Origin of the sequence: Fundicoccus ignavus, from assembly GCF_009659375.1 — a bacterium.
GTDB lineage: Bacteria > Bacillota > Bacilli > Lactobacillales > Aerococcaceae > Fundicoccus > Fundicoccus ignavus.
The window spans coordinates 57,322-81,743 of sequence record NZ_WJQT01000008.1 but is presented as its reverse complement, the minus strand read 5'-3'; the positions used below and the strand labels follow the sequence as shown (position 1 = coordinate 81,743).

At 37.8% G+C, this 24,422-nt stretch carries 19 protein-coding genes; 1 reads left to right on the top strand and 18 read right to left on the bottom strand.

Going from position 1 to position 24,422, the window contains the following annotated elements:
• Window positions 1-4 precede the first annotated feature (4 nt).
• From metG to GF867_RS07105, 3 genes are all read right to left on the bottom strand, one after another.
• A complete protein-coding gene (metG, locus tag GF867_RS07115; RefSeq protein WP_366927785.1) occupies window positions 5-2,053 on the bottom strand; it encodes a methionine--tRNA ligase in 2,049 nt (682 codons plus the stop codon).
• A gap of 188 nt (window positions 2,054-2,241) precedes the next feature.
• On the bottom strand, window positions 2,242-3,447 hold the full coding sequence (locus GF867_RS07110) for an MFS transporter (RefSeq protein WP_153832409.1): 1,206 nt from the start codon (window positions 3,445-3,447) through the stop codon (window positions 2,242-2,244).
• Between the two features lie 534 nt (window positions 3,448-3,981).
• A complete protein-coding gene (locus tag GF867_RS07105) occupies window positions 3,982-5,739 on the bottom strand; it encodes an NlpC/P60 family protein (RefSeq protein ID WP_153832408.1) in 1,758 nt (585 codons plus the stop codon).
• Window positions 5,740-6,474: 735 nt separating this feature from the next.
• On the opposite strand from GF867_RS07105, the gene tyrS reads away from it, so the two are divergent.
• The gene (tyrS, locus tag GF867_RS07100) at window positions 6,475-7,743 is read left to right on the top strand and encodes a tyrosine--tRNA ligase (RefSeq protein ID WP_153832445.1); all 1,269 of its coding nucleotides are present in this window, start codon (window positions 6,475-6,477) and stop codon (window positions 7,741-7,743) included.
• A 446-nt stretch (window positions 7,744-8,189) separates the two neighbouring features.
• On the opposite strand, the gene GF867_RS07095 is transcribed toward tyrS, so the two are convergent.
• From GF867_RS07095 to GF867_RS07025, 15 genes are all read right to left on the bottom strand, one after another.
• The gene (locus GF867_RS07095; RefSeq protein WP_153832407.1) at window positions 8,190-9,098 is read right to left on the bottom strand and encodes an ABC transporter ATP-binding protein; all 909 of its coding nucleotides are present in this window, start codon (window positions 9,096-9,098) and stop codon (window positions 8,190-8,192) included.
• Window positions 9,091-10,152, bottom strand: a complete 1,062-nt coding sequence (locus GF867_RS07090) for an ABC transporter ATP-binding protein (RefSeq protein WP_153832406.1) — start codon at window positions 10,150-10,152, stop codon at window positions 9,091-9,093. Before GF867_RS07090 ends, GF867_RS07095 begins: the two co-directional genes overlap by 8 nt.
• Window positions 10,153-10,163: 11 nt before the next feature.
• Window positions 10,164-11,087, bottom strand: coding sequence for an ABC transporter permease (locus GF867_RS07085; protein ID WP_153832405.1), 924 nt, complete (start codon window positions 11,085-11,087; stop codon window positions 10,164-10,166).
• Between the two features lie 2 nt (window positions 11,088-11,089).
• Window positions 11,090-12,022, bottom strand: coding sequence for an ABC transporter permease (locus tag GF867_RS07080; RefSeq protein WP_153832404.1), 933 nt, complete (start codon window positions 12,020-12,022; stop codon window positions 11,090-11,092).
• A gap of 370 nt (window positions 12,023-12,392) precedes the next feature.
• Complete coding sequence (locus tag GF867_RS07075) at window positions 12,393-14,018, bottom strand: peptide ABC transporter substrate-binding protein (protein WP_153832403.1); 1,626 nt, start codon at window positions 14,016-14,018, stop codon at window positions 12,393-12,395.
• Window positions 14,019-14,180: 162 nt separating this feature from the next.
• Window positions 14,181-14,360, bottom strand: a complete 180-nt coding sequence (locus GF867_RS07070; protein WP_153832402.1) for a hypothetical protein — start codon at window positions 14,358-14,360, stop codon at window positions 14,181-14,183.
• A 12-nt stretch (window positions 14,361-14,372) separates the two neighbouring features.
• Window positions 14,373-15,074 carry an NAD(P)H-dependent oxidoreductase gene (locus GF867_RS07065; protein ID WP_153832401.1) on the bottom strand — a complete coding sequence of 234 codons (702 nt, stop codon included), beginning with the start codon at window positions 15,072-15,074 and terminating at the stop codon, window positions 14,373-14,375.
• 167 nt (window positions 15,075-15,241) lie between these two features.
• The gene (locus tag GF867_RS13835) at window positions 15,242-16,387 is read right to left on the bottom strand and encodes a cell division site-positioning protein MapZ family protein (RefSeq protein WP_216650279.1); all 1,146 of its coding nucleotides are present in this window, start codon (window positions 16,385-16,387) and stop codon (window positions 15,242-15,244) included.
• A gap of 159 nt (window positions 16,388-16,546) precedes the next feature.
• Complete coding sequence (locus GF867_RS07055; protein ID WP_153832400.1) at window positions 16,547-17,983, bottom strand: ATP-binding protein; 1,437 nt, start codon at window positions 17,981-17,983, stop codon at window positions 16,547-16,549.
• The gene (locus GF867_RS07050; protein ID WP_153832399.1) at window positions 17,983-18,696 is read right to left on the bottom strand and encodes a response regulator transcription factor; all 714 of its coding nucleotides are present in this window, start codon (window positions 18,694-18,696) and stop codon (window positions 17,983-17,985) included. Before GF867_RS07050 ends, GF867_RS07055 begins: the two co-directional genes overlap by 1 nt.
• Window positions 18,697-18,878: 182 nt before the next feature.
• Window positions 18,879-19,283 (bottom strand): single-stranded DNA-binding protein, encoded by a 405-nt coding sequence (locus GF867_RS07045; protein WP_153832398.1) that lies wholly within the window; start codon window positions 19,281-19,283, stop codon window positions 18,879-18,881.
• A gap of 85 nt (window positions 19,284-19,368) precedes the next feature.
• A complete protein-coding gene (gene whiA, locus GF867_RS07040; RefSeq protein ID WP_311453931.1) occupies window positions 19,369-20,304 on the bottom strand; it encodes a DNA-binding protein WhiA in 936 nt (311 codons plus the stop codon).
• An 18-nt stretch (window positions 20,305-20,322) separates the two neighbouring features.
• Window positions 20,323-21,351: a gluconeogenesis factor YvcK family protein gene (locus GF867_RS07035; protein WP_153832444.1), complete on the bottom strand. Its 1,029-nt coding sequence runs from the start codon at window positions 21,349-21,351 to the stop codon at window positions 20,323-20,325.
• Window positions 21,351-22,238, bottom strand: a complete 888-nt coding sequence (gene rapZ, locus GF867_RS07030; protein WP_153832396.1) for an RNase adapter RapZ — start codon at window positions 22,236-22,238, stop codon at window positions 21,351-21,353. The genes GF867_RS07035 and rapZ overlap by 1 nt, the downstream gene beginning before the upstream one ends.
• A 202-nt stretch (window positions 22,239-22,440) precedes the next feature.
• Window positions 22,441-24,162 (bottom strand): phospho-sugar mutase, encoded by a 1,722-nt coding sequence (locus tag GF867_RS07025; RefSeq protein ID WP_153832395.1) that lies wholly within the window; start codon window positions 24,160-24,162, stop codon window positions 22,441-22,443.
• Between the last annotated feature and the right edge of the window lie 260 nt (window positions 24,163-24,422).

Genomic DNA, 24,422 nt, shown 5'->3' with positions numbered 1-24,422 from the left:
TTGATTAACCTAACAATGCACCGTTAGCTGCATCTTCTGGAGCAAATACTAAAGATAATTGCCCATCACTTTCAGCTGATAAGATCATACCTTGACTGACATGTCCCATCATCTTTCTTGGTTTTAAGTTCGCAACAATGGTTACTTTCTTACCAATTAAAGCTTCATGATCAGGGTAGTATTTAGCTATTCCTGATAAGATTTGACGATGGCCTTTATCACCCGCATCTAATCTAAAACGTAGTAATTTATTCGATCCTTCAACAGGCTTCACATCAATGACTTCAGCCACTTTCATTTCAACTTTAATGAAGTCATCAAACTCAATCGCAGCTGTTTCGTAATGAACTAATTCAACATTGGCTGGCTCCCAATTTGGGTCATCTACTGAATTACTGTCTTCAGCATCTTCATCCGCTTGATTATCCACTGCCATTAAATCATGAATATATTGAATTTCAACTTCTGTGTCTAAACGAGGGAAAATTGGTACACCTTTTTTGATAACATTTGGTTGACCTTCAATTTGTCCCCAAGCTAATGTTTGTAAATCACGATCTGCTTCATTTTCTAAACCTAATTGGTCAAAAATTTGTTGAGGCGCACTTGTCATAAATGGACGTAATAAATGAGCCGACAGACGTAAAACATCCGCTAAATGATTCATGACTGATTTTAATTGTGGGTGCGATGCTTCTTCTTTGATTAATACCCAAGGAGCCGTTTCATCGATGTATTTATTCGCACGTGAAACTATTTTCATGAGATGATCTAAGGCTTGATTAAAGGCTAGGTTTTCCATAGCAGCATGATAACCTTCTAATTCAGCGTTAACATACGCTTCTAATTGGCTATCAAACTCAGTCGCTTCTAGAGCATCTGACGCTACTGGAATCGCACCATCGAAATACTTGTTCATCATCGCAACTGTACGATTCAACAAGTTCCCTAAGTCATTGGCTAACTCAAAGTTCACACGGTTTACAAAATCTTCAGGCGTAAAGACCGTATCATTACCTTGACTCATTTCACGTAATAAGTAAAAACGCGTCGCATCTAAACCATAACGATCAATTAATTGATCTGGATAAATAACATTACCTTTAGATTTAGACATTTTACCGTCTTTCATTAACATCCAACCATGCGCAAAAATTTTCTTAGGTAATGGTAAACCTAAAGCCATTAACATTGTTGGCCAATAAATCATGTGGAAACGTGAAATATCTTTCCCAATCACATGCACATCAGCTGGCCAGTATTTGTTAAATAGAGTTTCATCTTCACTACCATAACCTAAAGCTGTAATATAGTTGATTAGAGCATCAATCCATACATAGACAACATGTTTAGGGTCTGACTCAACTGGAATCCCCCAGCTAAATGTCGTACGTGAAACTGCTAAATCTTCCAAGCCTGGTTTAATAAAGTTATTAATCATTTCAGTTTTACGGAAGGCTGGCACTAGGAAGTCGTCATGTGCTTCATAATACTCTACAAGGCGATCTGCATATTTACTCATACGGAAGAAATATGACTCTTCTTTAACTAATTCTACTTCATGCCCACTTGGTGCTTTACCACCAATAACATTTCCTGCTTCGTCTTTATAAACTTCAGCTAATTGGCTTTCTGTAAAATATTCTTCATCACTAACTGAATACCAGCCTTGGTATTCACCTAAGTAAATATCACCTTGTGCTAATAATTGCTCAAACGCTTTTTGCGTTGATGTCACATGATAATCATCTGTTGTACGAATAAAGTAATCATTGGAAACGTCTAACGTTTTCCAAAGCGCTTGAATCGATTCAGCCATACCATCAACATATTCTTTAGGACTAATACCTAAATCATTAGCTTTCGCTTCAATTTTTTGACCATGTTCATCTGTACCTGTTAAAAAGAATACATCATAGCCCATCAAACGTTTGTAACGCGACATTGCATCACACGCTAAAGTAGAATACGCATTCCCAATATGTAGCTTGCCACTTGGGTAATAGATTGGCGTTGTTATGTAAAAAGTTGGTTTATTAGTTTGTTCGGTCACGAATGGGTGCCCCCTTTATATTTTATGTTCACTGGGTCCTATTATAACATAGAACTCGAGCCATAATATACCTAAACAGCAAGCTTTCCTCTAGATTATATCTCAAGCTTTATCAAACATTTATTCTGAAATTATTAGCCCAAAAAACGACCAACCATCCTCTGTGATTAGCCGTTTTATAGTAAACATTATGAAGCCTTAACTAACAAGCCTCTAACTTTATAACGATAGCGATAAATGGCACTTCCTGCAACTAAGATCACCGGGAAAATCATTGCTACCATGAAACCATACTTCAAATTTTCATTAAATAAACCTGCTACACCTCCGACAATACTAGGTCCAATCGCGCACCCCACATCACCTGCTAAAGCTAAAATAGCAAATAATGCTGTACCGCCTTTAGGGATACTCTCAGCCGCAATACTAAAGATACCCGGCCATAAAATTCCCACAGATAAACCACATAAGGCACTTCCGACTAAAGAAAGAATCGGGTTAGTGGTTAGAATAATTAAGGAGTAAGCAATTAAACACAATAAGCCACTTCCAATAATATAAGACAACAAATTTATTTTCTCACTATACTTGGCATAAAAAACACGTGATAGTCCCATAAAGATTGCGAACATCATCGGACCAACGAGATCGCCAAGTGCTTTCGTTAAACCTAAACCACTCTCTGCAAAGGCAGATGCCCACTGTGCCATCGCTTGCTCTGATGCGCCCGCCGTAATCATCAATACAATAAATAGCCAGAAAGTTTTCATGGAGAAAAGACTACGTACAGTCGCAGACTCACCCTCTTCTGTCAACATAGCAATCGGAACTTGCGAGAAATAAAACGCATTGCCTAGAGCCAATAATGCCCAAATACCTGAGAGTAATCGCCAAGAATGAGAACCAAATACGTATAAAAAGGCAGTCGAACATACGACGACCAACACCATTCCCCAACAGTAAAATGAATGCAGCAGACTCATTGATGATGACTTATTTTCTGTAGGTGCTGCTTCAACAATCGGACTAATTAATACCTCAATTAAACCGCCACCCACTGCATAAATCATAACCGCTAATAATAAAGCCAGAAACTTATGTTCAGTAAACATTGGGAATAATCCCAAGCCCGCAATCCCAACTGCTGCAAATACATGTGCTGCCACTATTGAAACTTTATAACCTATTCGATCAACAAACTTTATAGCCAACATATCTACAAGTAATTGTGTCAGAAAATTGGTAGTGATCAATAAGGTCATTTGTTCCAAAGGTATACCAAACGAATCTCTAAAAATTAAAAACAATAACGGCGCAAAATTATTAATAATTGCTTGAGTTATATAGCCCAAATAACTCGCACGTAGCGTATCTTGAAAATTAAATGATTTCATACTCCAAATCCCTCTCACCCTTAATAAATATCCACACAATCATATCATCGAAACGCTTTCAAATCCAGCCACTTTTAGGTCATAGTACTGTAGTTATTAGTCTATTAACAGTATAAAGTAGAGATACAGTAGTTAAGAAAATTTATAAAATGGGTTTCAAAAAATTAGCGATCAATATAAATGAGAAACCGTCGGAGTTTTGTACGAGGCGTTTAAATTTCGTTTGGCAGTTTTAAATGGATAATATAGCATTACTTTTATTAGAATACTAAGCGCAGCTCAGCCACTTGTTTTTCAAAGCGGCACAAAGAGTATTTGGTACAGCTTCCCTGGCTTTAAGCACAGAAAAATAGCCAAAGTTTAGCCGATTGAACTGTAATACCCCCTCACAAGTGTGAGGCTCTAAAAGCGACTACCACATTTGAAAACAATAAGCTGATCGAAGCATAAAGCTTAATATATCATCATAAAACTTATAATCCCGTATATAAAAAAAAAAAGACAGACCCTAGAGTCTGCCTTGAAATGTTTAAATTAGTTAACTCTTAATGCAAAACTTGGCATGAAGTAAGAGCTTACGCTGTTATATTCTAATGGAGTACCTGGTTGAGAAGCGTGGATGTAATCTCCATTACCTGTAGCGATTGCTACGTGATAAGTGCTTCCTGGTGAACCCCAGAAGTATAAATCTCCAGCTTGTGCTTCAGAAACGCCAATTTTTGTACCAGCATTTTCTTGAGCACCTGTCCAACCACCTACATCGATACCGTAAGTTTCTTTAAATACGTATTGAACAAAACCTGAACAGTCAAAACCACTTGGTGATTTTCCGCCCCATACATACGGTGTTCCTAAGTATTGAGCTGCATTCGCTAATAAAGTACTTGCATTCGCTGCTGATTCTTCAGCTTTTTGAGCCGCATCTGCTGCTTCTTGTGCTAAACGATCTGCTTCTGCTTGGGCTGCTGCCGCTGCTTCTTGTGCTGCTTGCTCAGCCGCAATACGGTCTGCTTCTGCTTGAGCCGCTTGTTCAGCTGCAATACGATCCGCTTCTGCTTGAGCTGCTTGTTCAGCTGCAATACGATCTGCTTCTGCTTGAGCTGCTTGTTCAGCTGCAATACGATCTGCTTCTGCTTGAGCTGCTGCATCTGTATTATCTTCTACTGGAGTTTCTACAGTTGGTTCTTCAACTACAGGAACTTCTTCTACTGGAGTTTCTAAAGCTGGTTCTTCAACTACAGGAACTTCTTCTACTGGAGCTTCTACAGTTGGTTCTTCAACTACAGGAACTTCTTCTACCGGAGTTTCTAAAGCTGGTTCTTCAACTACAGGAACTTCTTCTACCGGAGTTTCTAAAGCTGGTTCTTCAACTACAGGAACTTCTTCTACTGGAGTTTCTGCAACTGGTTCTTCAACAGTTGGGTTAGCCGCTTCGTTAGCTGCCTCTTGAGCTGCATCTGCTGCTGCTTGAGCTGCCGCCGCCGCTGCTGCATCCGCCTCAGCTTGCGCTTGAGCTGCTGCCGCTGCTTCTGCTTGAGCCTGAGCTTGAGCCGCTGCTGCCGCTTGGGCTGCTGCTGCTTGTTCAGCTGCGATTCTTTGAGCTTCTTCAAAAGCTGCTTTTTCTGCGATTAAAGCATCACGATTAGCTGCTGCTAAACTGATGTCATTTGTTAATTGTTCATAAACAACTTCTGCTTGAGCTGAATTGATTTCTAACTCATTTTTAAGAGCTTCTAATTCAACTTTTTTGTCAACTTTAGCTTGCTTAGTTTCCTCAGCTTCATTAACTTTCATTTCAACAGCTGCTTTGTCAACCTTTTGAACATCTAATAAGTCTTTATGAGCTGTTACCATTTTACGAACAACATCTAAACGACCAACAAAATCACTTACTGATTCTGAAGATGCTACTGCGTTTAAGTAGTTTGAAGTACCACCATTCATTTGAATTGATACAGCTTGTTCTGCAATCAATTCTTGACGTTTCGCGATTACTGCTTCTAATTCAGTAATTTCTGTTTCTAAATCAAAGATTAGCTCATCGTCTGCAGTAATGCTTTCTAATAAAGTTGTTACTTCAGTTTGTAATGTGTCGATTTCTGCGTATGCTGTTGCTAACTCAGCGTAAAGTGCTGTTTGCTCTGCTGATAGGCTATCAATTGCCCATTGTGTTTCTCCAATTAACTCATCGTAACTTTGAGCTGACGCTGCAACTGGTGATGCAACTGATCCTAAAATTACAGCTGATGTCAATAAAGTTTTGAATATGCCTTTACCTAAAGTCTTCTTCATAATTTATTTGCTCTCCTTGTTTGTTACCTCGAATGTATTTCGTCTATGTTTAAAATTCAAAGTTTATTCATAAAATCTTAGAGATAAAATCATCTAAAATTTTGCCTGAATGTAATATAACATATTCTATCGGACTTTAGGCTGAATTATTCAATTCGTATATGTTCTGTAACATTACTGTAATGTTGTAATTTTATTGATGTTTGTCGCTCATTTGTGAGTTTTTTGTGACTAATTTTTTTCTAATTTTCATGAAGTCACTTCACTTTAGAAAAAAAGCTTTAAAAGCTTATTAAATCAGCATTTCCAGTCGTTTTATCACTTGTAATATTTATTTTTGTATGGTAAAGTAATTCTAACCTAGTGAAAAGGAGCAAACTTATGCGTATTTCTAATAGTGCAATGTTACATACATATTATTATTACTTTTACACAATTTGAGTAAAAGTGATTTGTGTTGCACATATTTAGGATGATTTGCAGAAGTTTTCTTGCAATAATTCAACCTAGCGACGCTCGTCATTTAATGACTTGCATTGCTAGGTTATTTTTATACGCACAAACAATAGGTTCAGTAATATTCCGGCTGTTTTGTACGTACGAAATTTATCCGCAAGTATTAATGACGAACTAGCTACCAGCTTTCGTTAATTAAAGGAGGATAGGTCGTTGCGAAAGTCAAAATTAATGAATATAATGACTATGAATGAAATTATGGAAAGAGGAGTGTTTGGCTTGTCAATATTACAGGAATTAGAATGGCGCGGTGCCATTAATCAGCAAACCGATGCAGATGGCTTAGAAAAATTACTAGGTGAGAAAGCTGTCGGTATTTATTGTGGAGTTGATCCTACTGGTGACTCAATGCATATTGGGCACTTGATTCCATTTATGATTTTAAAAAGATTCCAATTAGCGGGACATAAACCAATGGTGGTTATCGGTGGCGCTACTGGGTCAATCGGAGATCCAAGTGGACGTAATAGTGAACGTACGCTTCAGACAATGGATACAGTGAAGGAAAACGCTCGTAAATTAACCGCTCAAATGGACAACTTGTTCTTAAAAGGTGATGTTGAAGCGAGTGGGTTTAGAATTGTTAATAACTATGATTGGTTAAGTGAATTCTCATTATTAGACTTCCTACGTGATTACGGTAAACACTTTAATGTTAATACAATGTTAGCAAAAGATGTCGTCGCAAGTCGTTTAGATGTTGGTATTTCTTTCACTGAATTTACATACCAAATTCTACAATCAATTGACTTCCAACACTTGTTTAAAGAACATGATATTCAAGTTCAAATTGGTGGAGCTGACCAGTGGGGAAATATTACAGCCGGTCTTGATTTTATTCGTCGTGTAGAAGGTTCTGAAGCTGAAGCTTACGGTTTGACTATTCCTTTGATGTTAAAATCTGATGGAACTAAATTTGGTAAATCTGCTGGTGGTTCAATCTGGTTAGACCCGGAACAAACAACACCTTACGAATTCTACCAATTCTGGTTAAACCAACAAGATAATGATGTAATCAAATTTTTGAAATACTTCACATTCTTATCAGAGGATGAAATTAGCGCTTTGGAAACAGAAGTAGCTGAACAACCACATCTACGTAATGCACAGAAGCGTTTAGCTGAAGAAGTTACTCGTTTTGTTCATGGACAAGAAGCTTTAGACGAAGCATTATTGATTACTGAAGCATTGTTTACAGGTAACGTTAAAGACTTAACAGCCAAACAAATTGCTGAAGGTTTTAAGAATATGCCTCAATTTACTGCACCTCGCGAAGCTAAAAACCTAGCAGTTTGGTTAGTAGATATCGGCTTAATTAGTTCTCGTCGCCAATCACGAGAATTTATTCAAAATGGTGCTATTTCAATTAACGGTGACAAAGTTGATGACCTAGAATTTGAAATTAGTCCGGAACACGCTATTGGCGATCAATACGTTATCGTACGTCGCGGTAAGAAAAACTACTACTTAGTAACTTTCGAAAACTAAGTCATTAGAAGTTCAAAAGTAAAACAATCTAATCGTGTCTGTGAGTATTGCTCTTACAGACACGATTTTTTTCGATTTTAACACTCTATCTACACTCAACACCTAGAAAATTTGATTAGTATTATTCACTTTATATTAGACCGCTATTTTCTATTTAGTCTGTCTTGGTAGCTCACCGTGCTAGTTTTGCCAAAGCGGTATAAAGGGCAACCGGCACAGCTCGCTCTGACTTAGAGCATAACGATGTAGACAGAGCCTAGCCGATTGAGCCGGAAAAGAGCGAACGCTAGTGAGGCTTTGAAAGCGACCACCGCTTTGAAAAAACTAGTACGATGAGCGCAGCACAAATACGATTAAAACAAACCTACATTTCCTTAAAATGCAAAAAAACCTCTCAAACAACATCCATAGACGTCGTTGAAAGGTTGATTTTATACTTAATAGTACTAGTTAGTCCATCTCGTTACTTGTTCTTTAGTTCCATAAACAAAATGTTCTGGGCTTACTTCGAATTGTTCTAACTCGCCAGTTACCTCTTCAGGTGTATAAGCCACACGTACACGTTTGCTTTCACTAATTGGGTCCGGTTGTGGAACTGCTGAAAGCAATGATTGTGTATACGGGTGTACTGGATTTGAATAAATCTCAGTAGCTGGCCCTAACTCTACAATTTTACCGTGGTGCATTACAGCAATACGGTCACTAATGTATTTAACCATTGATAAATCATGGGCAATAAATAAGTAAGTAAAGTTTTGTTCACGTTGTAATTTTTTCATCAAGTTAACAACTTGCGCTTGAATCGAAACGTCTAACGCTGAAATAGGCTCATCGGCAATGATGAATTTAGGTCCTAATGATAACGCACGGGCAATACCAATACGTTGACGTTGCCCCCCTGAGAATTCGTGCGCATAACGGTTCGCATGTTCACGGTTCAAACCTACTGATTCTAATAACTCAGCAATTTTTTCGTAACGTTCATGTTTATTTTTATATAAACCATGAATATCGAATCCTTCACCAATGATTTCGCTAACTGTCATTCTAGGGTTTAAAGAGGCATAAGGATCTTGGAAAATCATTTGGATGCTTTTCGCTAATTCCTTGCGTTCTTGCGCTGATATTTTATCGCTAATATTTTTACCTTGGTAGATGATATCACCTTCTGTAATATCATATAAACCAATGATTGAGCGTCCTGTTGTAGATTTACCACTTCCGGATTCACCTACTAGACCTAAAACTTCACCTTCATAAATATCGAAACTAATCCCGTCAACAGCTTTAATCGGAGAAGAGCTCTTACCGAAATATTGTTTAAGGTTTTTAACTTCTAATAATTTCTTAGTCATTCGTTGCTCCTCCTTCAGCTTCTAAAAAGCGATTAATTCGTTTTTGAATAACAGCTGGTACTTCAACTTTCGGAGAATCTGGATGCAATAACCAAGTTTTAGCATAATGGTTCTCTTTAACTTTATACATTGGTGGCTCTTTAACATAATCAATTGCCATCGCATAACGATTACGTGCCGCAAATGCATCACCTTTTGGTGGGCTGATTAAGTTTGGTGGCGCTCCTGGAATTGTATACAACTCATCTTGATCGTTACTCTCTAGGTCAGGCATTGAACCTAATAAGCCCCATGTATAAGGATGTTTAGGGTTATAGAAAATCTCGTTTACATCACCGTATTCAACGATTTGCCCCGCATACATAACAGCAACTTTATCTGCAATATTCGCTACGACACCCAAGTCATGCGTAATAAAGATGATTGAGTTTTCGTTTTTCTTTTGAATTTCTTTCATCAACTCGATAATTTGAGCTTGAATAGTTACGTCTAAAGCTGTTGTAGGCTCATCCGCAATCAATAATTTGGGTTCTGCTGCCAAGGCAATCGCGATAACAACACGTTGACGCATCCCACCTGAGAACTCATGTGGATATTGCTTGAAACGTTTTTCAGGCATTGGTATACCAACTTCGTCCAATAATTCTATTGCACGTTTTTCTGCTGCTTCACGTGAAATTTTCTTATCATGAATACGAATTGCTTCAACAATTTGGTTCCCTACACGGATGGTTGGGTTTAAAGCTGTCATTGGATCTTGGAAAATCATCGCAATGTCCTTGCCTCGAATTCCAGTCATTTCATCTTCAGTTTTGTCTAAGATGTTGACACCGTTCAATAGAATTTCTCCACCATCATATTGTCCTGGAGGTTGTGGAATTAGACGCATTAAGGCGTTAGCCGTCACACTTTTACCTGATCCTGACTCCCCAACAATAGCTAGTGTTTCACCTTTTTTCAATGTAAAGTTAACGCCACGAACTGCTTGGACTAATCCAGCGTAAGTTTTGAAAGACACGCGTAAATCTTTAACTTCTAATAATAAATCTGACATGTTCTTTCCTCCTACTTACGTAATTTTGGATCGAGTGCGTCACGCAAACCGTCACCTACTGCATTAAATGCAAAGATTGTCACTGAAATTAATATAGCTGGGAAAATTAATCGCCAAGGCGCTGTTAAAATAGCTTCATTACCTTCTGAAGCCATTGTACCCCAACTAGCTGTTGGTGGTGTTACACCTAAACCGATATAACTTAAGAAAGCTTCACTAAAGATTGCTCCCGGAATTGTTAACGTCATCGTTACAATAATAGATCCCATTGCGTTTGGAATTAAATGTTTGAAAATTAAATGGTTCGTGTTAGCTCCCAATGTACGAGCAGCTAAAACATACTCTTGGTTTTTAATTTGCAATACTTCACCACGTACAATACGAGCCATTCTAACCCAACCTGTAATTGATAAAGCGATGATCATTGTTAATAAACCTTGTTCCATTACAACTAATAACATGATAACAACTAATAAGTTAGGAATCGCTGTTAAAATATCACAAATACGCATCATGAAATTATCAGTATTACCACCAATAACTCCAGCCACACTACCGTAAAGGACACCAATCACAACGTCAATTGCAGCTGCTGATAAACCAATTAATAGAGAGATTCGTGCTCCGTACCAAGCTCTAACAAAGATGTCACGCCCTAAGTTATCTGTACCAAACCAGTTGGTCATACTAGGTGGCGCATTGTAAAGTCCTGTTTGCTCACTAAATGAATACGGTGAGAATACCGGTACAAAAATAGCCATTAAGAAAATAATGATTAATAGAATTAAGCCAAAAATTGCTAATTTATTTCGGATAAAGGTTCTGAAAACTTCGCCCCAGAATGAGATTGTTTTCTCACTCAAGACATCAGTTTCATCTTCTTTAACGCCGACAATTCTAAAATCCTCTGCATTTAATACTTCATGTTCTTGCATGTTTAGTTGTCAGCTCCTTCCAATTTGATTCTTGGGTCAATTAATACATAAAGAATATCCACAATTAAAACTGCGAACAATAATAAAATCGCATAGAATACTGTCGTACCCATGATAACAGTATAGTCACGGTTATTGATACTTGTGACAAAGTGACGTCCTAAGCCTGGAATAGCAAAGACGTTTTCAATAACAAAACTACCGGTTAAAATTCCTGCTGTTAATGGTCCTAAATAAGAAACTACTGGCAATAAAGCATTACGTAGCGAGTGTTTAAACACAACTGCCCAACGTTTTAAACCTTTGGCTCTTGCTAGTTTTACATACTCAGAGGTATTCTGCTCAAGTAAACTAGAACGTGTCATTTTAGCTATATTCCCCATATAACTAATTCCTAATGCAATCGAAGGTAATACAGTACTTGCTGCATCTCTCCAACCACTAATTGGGAACCAACCTAATTTTAAACCTAGACTATATTGTAATAATCCAGCTAAAACAAATGACGGAATAGAAATACCCAATACCGCAATAATTGTTGAAATATAATCTCCAGCTCGGTTATGGTTCATGGCAGAAACCACTCCTAGAAGGATTCCTCCCCCAACAGCGATTAATAACGCTTGTCCACCTAAGGCTAAAGAAACTGGGAATGATTCAAAAATCATGTCATTCGTTGAACGACCACGGTATTTCATTGATTCACCAAAGTTAAATTGAACGACGTTTTTTAAATAATCCCAGTATTGATCGTACCATGGGTTATTTAATCCATATTGCTCATTCAGTTGATCTTGAATTGCTTGAGTCATGACGGTTTGCTCACTTGCAAATGGGTTACCTGGCGCTAACCTCATTAAGAAGAAAGTAGCTGTCACAATAAAGAACAATGCAATCGCAATGTGAATAAGTCGATGTAGTACATATTTTGTCATTGTGTCCTCCTTGTATATAAAGACATCAAAAAACCGCTCCTACGGAACAGCTTTAGAGATAACATGAGTTTGCTATAAATTAAATAAAATCAACAATAACTTCAGTTTCTAAAGTAAGCATTTAATAAGTTTTACTATTAACTACTTTTAATTTAATCAACCGAAATATGAAATTTTTCATATCATCCTAATCGATGTCACATAATAAATCACTTAGTAAAATTTAGCCTATTTCACTATCAATGTCAACCTCTTATCCGATTCTAATGCTTTGTTGACAATAATTTAAAGACAAGTAAATGATTAAGATTCTCTCTTTACAATAAAAGAGAGCTTACTCAAATGAATAAGCTCTCTTTGTTAGCAAATATTATTCACCAGAAGAAATTGATACATCTTTAAGGTTAATGTTACCTAATGCGTCTGGCGACATGTTTTCAACATGATCATGTACTACGTATAAGTTAGTATAGTAGTAAAGTGGGATAACTGGCATTGCATCAACTATGATTGCTTCTGCTTGTAATAGTAAGTCAGTTCTTACTGCAGGGTCTTGTTCAGCAGATGCTTGATCGATTAATGATTTGAACTCTTCATTTTCCCAGCCAGTATCGTTGTTACCTGCATCAGCTGTACGATACATATCTAAGAATGAAGACGCGTCGTTGTAGTCAGCAATCCAACCCAAACGAGCAACTTGGTAGTCTAATACGTTTAGACGTTCTAAGTATACTTGCCACTCAGTGTTATCAATATTAACATTGATTCCTAAGTTTTGTGCCCATCCTTCTTGAATGAATTGAGCAATTGTAGAGTGAGCTTCACTTGTGTTGATTGAGATGTTGATTGTTAATTCGCTAGCGTCAGCTAAACCTAACTCTTCTAAACCAGTAGCTAAGTATTCTTTCGCTGCATCGTAGTCAGCATCTGCAAAGTAACCACGGTCATCTTCAAATCCATCAATTGTTGGAGGAACTAATCCTAAAGCTGGTAGTTGCCCACCTTTAGTGATGTTGTCTACTAAACCTTGACGGTCAATTGCTAAAGCTAAAGCTTTACGGATGTTAACATTAGATGTTACTTCATCAGTTGTGTTCAATTTGTACCAGTAAATTGCAGCATATGGTGCTACGTTTAATTCTTCATTCGCTTTATATAAGTCAATCGCGTCTAAAGAAACAGTGCTGTATGGTGAACCTAAGTAGTCAATACCACCAGCTTGGAACTCAGCGTTAGCAGTTGACTCAGCTTCGATAATTTGAACATTAACTGTGTCTAAAGCAACATTTTCTGCATCCCAGTAGCTATCACTTTTCACTAATACATAGTGGCTGCTGTGTGCCCACTCTTGTAATGAGAATGGTCCGTTTGATACATAAGCATCACCAGCGTCTAATGCCCAGTTAGCATCTGCTTCAACAGTTGCTTGGTGAACTGGCATATAAGTATAGAATGCTGTTAACTCTAAGAAGTATGAAGTAGGGTTAGCTAATTTAACTTCTAAAGTTTTCTCGTCAACTGCAGTAACACCTACAGCGTCCGCTTCACCTTCACCAGCGTTATATGCTTCTGCGCCTTCAATTACGTATAAAATTGAAGCGTATTGAGAAGCTGTTTCTGGGTTTAAAACACGTTTCCAGGCAAATTCAAAATCACTTGCAGTTACAGGGTCGCCGTTTGACCATACGTTACCATCACGTAATGTAAAAGTATACGTTAAGCCATCTTCACTTACTTCCCATGATTCAGCAGCAGCTGGTAAAACTTCGCCTTCGTTATTCATTGCTGTTAAACCTTCAAATACGTTTTTAATAATCGCACCTGAAGTTGAATCTGTTGCAAGAGCAGGGTCAATGGTTGGTGGCTCAGAACCGATTGCTAAGTTTAAGACTTGTTCTTCTTGTGCAGCAACAGTTGCTGCTGATAATTCAGCGATTGGGCTAAATGCTAATAATGCAGCACCTAATAATACAGCTTTTTTCAGAAATTTTTTCATGAAATTCCTCCTAACATTTTATACTGATGTTCTGACGCCGACGGCTAACTCTTTGTCACAACATTAGTTTTTCTAATATAAAATGTAATCCATTTCAATGAGAATGTCAAATGAAATTCTTAGAAATATTTAATTATTTCGTTACTAATATAACATTTATTGTTATATTTTGTTCCATTGTTCTGGACTCCACATCATTCCATCTAATTTTCCCTTTTCAGTTTCAAGGCGACGAGCTTGTTCTGCGTAGACCTCTCCTGCCATATACAATAGCGCTTTCGTTGGATAGGTCTTTGCTTCTTCTAGCCATTTAGGGATGATATCTGTTTGCCAATTCGTCATCTGAATCCTCCTTTACCATGCTTCATTAATATCTGTCAATTCATCTAAGTCATCCGCTTGATCCTGTAACTCATTAATAAACATATCCATTAATAATTGATCTGTGGCTGACAATTCTAATTCATCATCACTTAAATTCTCTAATTTATTCAGAATATAGTACTGCAAGTTTCTAAAGCTGCTCGCCTCTCCCGTTTCTAAGAAACAAGCATACCGCATCATAAGTGAAAATTTTTGCGGCTCATCCATATAATGGAATTGGTGAACGGTGAAAGGCATTAAATAATGCATGCCAAAATGTCTAGCCAATAATTCATAAGGTGAGAGTAATTCTGAAAGTGTTCGCCCCTCGCGACCACCCGCTTGATAATGCTCTGCCTTCACACCTGCTAATACAACTAATCCTAGCTGTTTACCATGTAAACTTTGCTGAAAAGCGGCATTACCCACTTCAGTATCAAAAATAGCGTCAAGCCAAATTTTCATAATGGCTGGGGCTTGATACCAGTAAAGTTGAAATTGAAAAATAATTCGGTCAAATTCCATTAAACGCTTACGCTCCGCTTGACTATCAAAGCTTCCATTTTGAGCTTGATATTCTTGATTTAAATTAACATAGACCACTTCTGTATTTGCTTGGCCGGAGCTCAAGAGGAACTGATGGCTGCTCGATTTGGTCACATCTGGATGTGCGATGTATACAATTGTACGCATAATGTCTCCTTTGTAATAAAAATTTCTGTCTTCTTTATATTAGAATGCTTCTATTTTCGGTTCTATTTCTTCATTAGAAAAAGCGTACCACAATCGTTAAGCACATAGCAATATGTTGCTCACTTCGATTGGGTACGCTTGGTTTTTAATTATTGATTTGAGTTGAATTAACTATTAGCCCCTGTTTCATCTGAAGCATTTGGAACTTCTGGTTGTTCCGGTTGCTCTGGCTGTTCCGGTTGTTCCGGCTGTTCTGGTTGTTCCGGCTGTTCTGGTTGTTCCGGCTGTTCTGGTTGTTCCGGCTGTTCTGGTTGTTCTGGTAACGACGGTATTGCTGGCGGTGTTACTGGAGCTGTAGGTGTCGTTGTATCTTGAGACCACTCTTCTTCAATAATCACTTCTTGCTCAGAAGACTCTTCTGAACTTTCTTCTACAGGATTTAATAATTCAACATTCGCTAACATAGCTGCTGTTAATAAAGATGATGGTTCAACTGCAGTTAAGGCTAAATCATAGTATTGAGGAATTGTTGCGGTTAATTCTTGCATCACAACAATAAAACCTGCTACATATTCATCCGCTGCTTGTGTTAATTCATCTTTAGCTGAACCAGCTTCTACTAATTCAATAGCTGTTTCAAATTTTGCCATTGCTTGCGCAATTGTACCAATTTGTCCATCTTCGATTGGTAAAGCTTTTACTTCTTCTAATGCTTTCTTCGCTGTTTCATAAGCATCAAATCCTTTTAATGCATAATCAATATGTGCGTTAATGGCAGTTTGGAAGTCATCTAAAGCCTCTACTTCTTCTTCAACTTCTTCTACTTTAGTAGAAACAGTATTCGTTGCTTCTTCCGCTTCTTCTAAAACGAAGTAATATTTTTCTTTTGCTTCTTCTATCTGTTCAATTGTTAAACCTTCTTTGAAAGATAGGTTCTCAGCTACTTGATTCGCTTTAATCGCTGGCGTTTCTTCAGGATAGAATCCATTAACAGCTTCTTTCGCTTCAACACGGTGAACGATTTCGTCTAACTGACGATTTAAAACGTTCTTATCTAAAGTTGACTCATTTAAATCATCAATTTCAGTTCTTAAGCTCTCTACATATTCTTCAGTAATATCTTCTTGGATAAAACCTGTTTCTTCATCAATATATAAATCTGCAATTTTCTTTTGAACTGTTTGACTCATATTGTTCGTAACTGTCGGACGATCAGTTTTTGAACTCGATTCTAAGAATGTATATAAATTTAGTACAGCGACTAAGATAACGACTAACGCTGCGATCACTAAAACTTTCACTTTATTACTCATCTAGCTCGTTGCTCCTTTTTTAGTATGGATTTACATCGTAAATATCGTATTTACACCATTTCATATACTAACACATTAATTAGTGATTTGGGTAGTATATTTTGCTTTATAAGGCATTTCTTAGTAAAAATTAATAACTTTTGCGATAAATAGCGCGCTTTACGTTGCCATATCATCTGAATCTTCCGTTAATTTACAAGGTAATTTAATAATAAAGGTTGAGCCATGACCCAATTCACTTTCTACTTCAATGGTTCCTTCATGCGCTTCAACTAACGAATGAACAACCGCTAAACCGATACCAGATTCGCCAAATTGAGTATTCTTACGAGACACGTCTACTTTATAAAATCTTTCCCAAATACTTTCAATTTGCTTAGTATCAATCCCGATTCCCTCATCAATCACTTTCAGAATTGTCTGTGTTTTGCTCATCGTGCCTACTAAAATAATCTCACTATCTTGCGAAAATTGAATCGCATTCGTGACTAAATTAATCAAGATCTGAACAATTCGGTCATAGTCTGCCCAAATTTCTAAATCCGGATGAGCTTGTACGATAATCTGATTATTTTTCTGTTCAGCCTTTACATTCAGTTGTTCTTTAATTTGCGTTAATAACGAAACACCATTCAATACTTGTTTTTTCAACGTGATTTGACGACTACGTATTTTTTCATAGTCAAGATTCTCATTAACTAAACGTGTTAGACGCTTTGTCTCTTTGCTGATTAATTCCAAACTACGTCCTCGTTGAGCTTCAGGAATCATATCGTACTGCAAACCTTCTAAGAGTCCACTCATTGTTGTCAGCGGGGTACGCATCTCATGTGCCGCATCCATCATAAATTGACGACGTAAATTCTCTTGGCGCTTAATTTCTTCCTGAGAATTACGTAAGGATTCTGACATGACGTCGAAGTCACGTGCTAAATCACCAAATTCATCAGCGCTTCCTGTATCAACAATTACTTCATAGTTACCCGAAGCAATTTCTCTAGTAGCTTGTTGTAGTTTCTTAATTTTCCGCGTTTGGAAAATCGCATAGAAAACACTCATAATAATGCCGACAATGGTCGCAATAATAAATGAAATCAATATATGATTTTGCGATTGAGCAATCTGCTCTTCTAGAGACTCTAATGGTGCACCCAAACTAATGAAACCAGCTGGAAAACCCGCTACTTCATTCTGTTGCAATGGAATATATACAGTTGTCATCTGAAGTTGCGTCTCAGGATCCACAAAACGTTGGGCATATTGAAGTCCTAAACTCGCACCTTCCGCAATACGTTTCAAATCTATATCGCTCAAGTTGGAACTGAAACGCTGATCATAAGTTGGATAAATAATTCGCCCATCATCCAAGTAGACTTGAATGACAATATTTTCACTTTCAAGCAGTTGAGACGCCCGCACTAAGTCTGGACGTGTAAAATTATTCGATACTATATTATTTCCATATTGCAACAATTGCGCTTCACGCTCTTTGAAAATCTCCGTTGTCATATAATTTGAAATTCGGTAAGCACTAATCGCTAAGGCTGTGATGATCACTAATAAAAAGCCTAAAATTTGTTGCCAGAGAAACTTCATTAACTTTCACCTGGATCCTCAAATTTATAACCGACACCCCAAACAGTTTGAATTAACTGTGGACCAACCACTTCAATTTTCTGACGTAATTTCTTAATATGCGCATCAACGGTTCGCTCATCTCCATAAAATGGATCTTCCCAAATACTCTTTAATAGTTGATCACGGCTAAAAACTCGTTTCGGATTTTTAGCAAACATGACTAATAAATCAAATTCTTTGGGCGTCAAATTCTCAATTGCTTGATTTTGATAGTAAGCTTCACGTGTAACGGTATTAATTTTCACCGTACCCGCTTCTACATTGAAAGCAGCATCCGCATCCACTTCTACTTCCGTTGGCACAATTTGCGCACGACGATGTAAGGCTTTCATACGAGCCAATAAAGTTAGCGGACTAAATGGTTTCGTCACATAATCGTCGGCACCCATTTCTAAACCAATCACTTGATCACTTTCTGAGTCTTGGGCTGTTAACATAATAATAGGCGTTTCCTTTGATATTTCACGCATTTTTCGACAAATTGTCATCCCATCCATTGATGGTAAATTCAAATCTAAAACGACAATATCCCATTCAGCAGGTGATGCCTTATAAGCCTCGAAACCTTCAGCCCCATCATGATGAAAAGCTGCCTCAAACTCTTCTTTTTCGAAAAACATCGACATCATTTCACATACAGACTCATTATCTTCAATCATTAAAATTCTCATCGAAATACCTCCTCATTTAACAGTTCTGTCCTAATAGACAGCTACATCCCTATTATACAATAATCACACTCAAAAAGATTGAATAAACTATGGTCAAAATACGACCAAAAATCTTATTCCAAGACAAAAACAACGATTTCCTGCTTGGTCTGCAGAAAATCGTTGTTCGTTAGTCGATAAATTTAGGCGCTCGTTACGGCATGGGCTTGAGTTGCCACCTCAGTTGGAGAAGGTTTAGTGCCTGCTACAGTTTTGTCCTCAGTCACCTTATTCTTGCGGTCAATTAATGTCACTTCAGTTACTAAACATTCAACTACATAAACAGTTAAGCCTTCCTTGTTTACATAATTACGACTTTGCATAAGACCAGAAACACTAATTTGAGAGCCTTTCTGAACGTTATTATGCAGTAAATCGGCTAAATGGTCCCACACAACAATCGGAATATAATCCGTCACTGTTTCGCCATTACGATCACGATGTGGCCGATTAATCGCAATTGTATTATTTAAGACCCGATGATCTTCACCAATTTTCCGCAATGACATATCCCGACATAAACGACCAACGAAAACAGCTTGATTCATAGTTTTCCACTCCTTTTTTTGTACTACTATTAAATACGTAAAAAAGGTCGAAAAAATGTGTCAAAAATTAATTCTTAACAAAAAATTAAGAATCTCCTTCAGAAATTCGCTCCGCTGTTTCCACTATTTTTCTTAGACGATGATTAACACCCGATTTCGAAATCGGTCCGCCAGGCACTTGTTCGCCTAACTCCTTTAAGCTTAAATCAGGATTCTCCAAACGGAAACGTGCCATCACCTGTAACTTCTCTGGTAACACTGCTAATCCATGGGTCGCTTCAATCAACCGTATTGCCTCTAATTGACGTTGAGCCGCATCAATGGTTTTGTTTAAATTGGCATTCTCCATATTTACCAAGCGATTGACTGAGTTACGCATATCGCGCACAATTCGAATATCTTCAAATTTCAACATTGCACGGTTAGCGCCAACAACCGCTAGAAATTCAGATATTTTCTCCGCTTCTTTAATGTACGTAATAAAACCATTACGACGTACCACTGTCTTAGCATTCAAATCAAAATCATTCATAATCTGACACAAGTCGTCATTATGATTTTCGTAGTTCGAATAGATTTCTAAGTGATAGCTGCTAGCTTCCGGATTATTCACCGATCCCCCCGCTAAGAAAGCTCCTCTTAAATATGAGCGTTTTTTCTGATTATCTTGCATAATTTCTTTTGAAACATTTGTGATGATCGACAAACCATCAAAAATATCCAAATCCAACAATAATTCGCGCACCCCTTGACGACAACGAACTATATAGACATTATTTTTTTTCAACTTCATCTTGCGGCGGACAATGAGTTCGCCTTCTATCTTATAATGATCCTTCAATAAACTATAAATACGACGCGCAATCGCAGCATTTTCACTTTGCACATTCAGTATAAATCGTTGTTGATACAAACTAACAGCCCCATTCATACGAATAAGGGCAGCTAGTTCGGCTTTAGCATGTTCTATGTGCACTTCTAAAAGCGTGCATTCTTTTTTGACGTCAGAAGCAAAAGTCACCAACGTCACCTCCTATTTTTAATAAACATTCACATCAGAGGCATTCTTACGATGCAGTTTAGTAGTGTTAAGAATATGTCCTAATTCTTCCACCACACGATCTGTATCATGATAAGCACCACCCTGTTTCATGCTTAAAAATTCACTTGAAATTACGCGACAACCCGCATTTCTTAAGCCTTTAAAATCATGTTTTACTTGTAATAAATACTCTTCATTAGGTTGTGTCAGAATATAATCTCGCGGTACTTCAGTCGTATTCACTAAGACTGTATCGACAAAGCAAGCACCTAAATGTTGATGCAGTACTTCAACGTGATCAGAATCTGTAAAGTTTTCTGTCTCACCCAACTGCGTCATAATATTACAAATATAGACAACCTCTGCATCTGTCTTCAAGAGCGCCTCACCAATTTCTTTAACCATTAAGTTAGGCAGAATACTTGTATATAAGCTACCTGGACCAAGAACTATTAAATCCGCTTCAAGAATTGCATCCACCACACGCGGTGACGCTTTAACCGCTTCGTCTCCTGAAGTTGTGGTCACAATGACTTCTTGAATTTTCTTACGGTGATGGGCAATTTTTGATTCACCAATCGCAATTGTTCCATCTTCAAACAAGGCATTCAACACTAACGCTTCTGGAGCAGCTGGTAAAATTTGGCCTCTTATTTTCATAAAGCGTGATAAAAAATCGATTGCTTCACTCATGGAACCTTTCATTTCTTTCAACGCAGCAATTAGGAGATTCCCTATCGCATGGCCAGCAAGAAAATCATCATCCGTATTAAAACGATATTGAAATAGCTCAATTAAAGTCGGATCAGCATCCGAAAGGGCACACATACAATTTCGTATATCACCAGGAGGCACAACATTAATATAGTCTCTAATGGCGCCGCTGCTGCCACCATCATCAGCAACTGTGATTACAGCCGAGATATTGGCATCTAGTTTTTTTAAGCCCTTTAAAATAACAGGTAAACCTGTTCCACCACCGATTACCGCTACATTGTAGCGGCTTTTAGGTAGATTCTCTTCCATCATGAGCGTGTTGTAGACTCTTTTCGTTTATGTTGATCACGGTGAGAGACATTCACCGTATATTGATCACTTCTTAAGCGAGTTGTAATTCTTTCAGCCAATGCGACAGAACGGTGTTGGCCTCCTGTACAGCCAATCGCAATCGTAACGCTCGATTTACCTTCGCGTTTATAGCCTGGTAAACAGTACTCAATTAAATCAATAAATTTCGTATAAAACTCTTCCGTTTCAGGTTGTTTCATGACATACTCATACACTTCTGGATCTTGACCTGTTTGCGGTCTTAATTCTGGCACATAATGAGGATTCGGCAAGAAGCGCACATCCATCATCACATCTGCATCGATGGGCGCACCATATTTAAAACCAAATGAAACAACTTCGATATGGAAGGTATTATGTTCAATAGAAGAGAATTGTTGCGTAATAAATGTACGTAACTCTCTCGGTGTTTTATCGGTCGTGTCGACAACAATTTGTGCACGCGTTCTTAAATCATGTAGTAAAGCACGTTCTTTTTGGATACCTTCTAATACACGTCCTTCATTAGCTAAAGGATGACTACGTCTTGATTCTTTGTAACGCGACACTAGTGCTTCATCACTCGCTTCGAGGAATAAAACACGTGTCGTAATAAATTGTGTATTATCTAGAGTTCCAATAATATTCTCTAATTCATTAAAGAAGTCACGAGTACGCAAGTCAATTACCAGGGCGATTTTCGTAATTTTCCCTGATTCCTTCACTAACTCCCAGAACGTTGGCAATAAGGTTGGTGGCATATTATCAATACAGTAAAAACCTAGGTCCTCAAAACTTTGGACCGCTACTGTTTTACCAGCCCCACTCATTCCTGTAATAATGACTAATTCTAAAGTATCTGACATCTTATTCGCCTCGTTTCTGATAATTTCTGTAGTCTCAGTATACCACATCTTATCCTATTAATTCATTACTCCAAGCTTTAGATATTAATACTATTATATGACGATTATCTTGAATAGTATTTTGGCTAAGGATTGTTCTTTAATCGCAAAAAAACTCAGTCACTCGCTGTAAGCAATCTGACTGAGTTTAATATTCTCTAAATTATTTAGTTAAGTTGCGGATATCTGCTTCAATTTTCGTTGCCTTTGCTTCAACTTCAGCTTGCGATTCACCTTGAACCCCTAAGTAAAGTTTAATCTTAGGCTCCGTGCCACTTGGTCTAAAAGCAACCCAGCTACCGTCTTCTAAGACATATTTCAAAGCATCCGAGCTTGGGTAAGTTAATTTACTCTCTTTACCATCCGCATAAGTTAAGCTCCCTGCTAAGTAGTCTGCAGCTGTCTCAACTTTCAAACCACCCATGTCTGCGATACCTTCTGTACGGATTGTATGCATGATTTGTTTCATTTGTTCCGCACCAGATAAACCTGGGAATGATAGTGAAATGGTCTTCTCGTAGAAATAACCATATTTATCATACATTGCTTGTAAAGCATCACCTAAAGTACGGCCGTGTTTCTTGTGATAAGCTGTCAATTCAGCTAAGACAACCAACGCTTGAATGGCATCTTTGTCACGAACAAATGGCTTGATTAAGTAACCGTAACTTTCTTCGAAGCCCATTAGGAATGTGTGAGCGCCAGTTTCTTCGTACTGTTGAATTTTCTCAGCGATAAATTTGAAACCAGTTAACACTTCAACCATTTCTAAGCCATAACTTTGAACAATTGCATCAGCCAAGTTCGTTGAAACCATTGATTTAATCGCTACACCATTCGCTGGCAAGTCGCCTTGCGCTTGACGTGCATTTAGAATATAGTCCAACATAATTGACGCAATTTGGTTCCCTGTTAATAACTGATAATCACCGGAAGCCGTACGGATCATTGCACCTAAACGGTCAGCATCCGGATCGGTTGCTAACAAGATGTCCGCTTCAACTGAACGAGCTAGTTGTTCTGCTAAATCAAAGGCTTCTTCCGATTCAGGGTTTGGAGAAGCAACTGTTGGGAAATCACCGTCAGCTTTTGCTTGCTCTTCCACAACGTGAACAGATTTGAAACCAGCTTGTTCTAAAGCTTTCATCCCTAAATACATACCTGTTCCATGTAAAGGTGTGAAGACGATGTTCACTTTATCGCTCATTTCGTTAACCAACGCTTGATCTACCGTAACAGCCTTGATTTCTTCTAAATAAGCCTCATCGACGCGGTCGCCAATAATATCGATCGTCCCATTACCTAATAATTCCGTCTTATCTCCAACCTCAACTGTTAATGGATTTTCAACAGCTCTTACAAATTTCGTTAAGTTATCTGCATCCTCTGGCGGCATTTGCCCACCATCTGCACCATAAACTTTATAACCATTATACTCAGCGGGGTTGTGACTCGCTGTAATCATAATTCCTGCAAAAGCATTCAAATGTCTAACTGCAAACGATAATACCGGAGTCGGTCTTAAACTTTCATACACATAACTCTTGATGTTATGTTTACCTAATACCATCGCAGCTTCCATCGCAAACTCTGGCGAATAATGTCTAGAGTCGTAAGCAATCGCAACGCCACGACGCTTCGCTTCCTCTCCACTTTGCTCTATTAAAGTAGCTAAACCTTCTGTTGCTTGTCTAACTGTATAAATATTCATGCGGTTTGGTCCTGCACCCAATACACCACGCATTCCAGCTGTACCAAAGCTCAAGCTAGCCCCAAAGGAATCCTTTAATAATTCTTCATCCTTATTATTTGCTAATTCTTCTTTTAAGATTGCATCTAAACCTTCGAAATTTTGCCATAATTCATAAGTTTCGCGCCATTCCATTATTCTTCGCCACCTTTCTATTTATCGTTTTCATTATAACATTTTTTACCAATTTTTACGTATTTTCATACTAAATCTTTAAATCTCAGCCAAAATATTCCCCCACACCATTCAAAAACGCTACCAAATCAACTATTCCGCTTAAAAAAAATTTTTATCAGCAGCTTGCAGAACTGATTCAGTCAATTGAATTTTCAACAGAAACTCACAGTTTCACAGGTCAAAATGATGTTTCTGATTCAATGTGCTAACTCAGAATC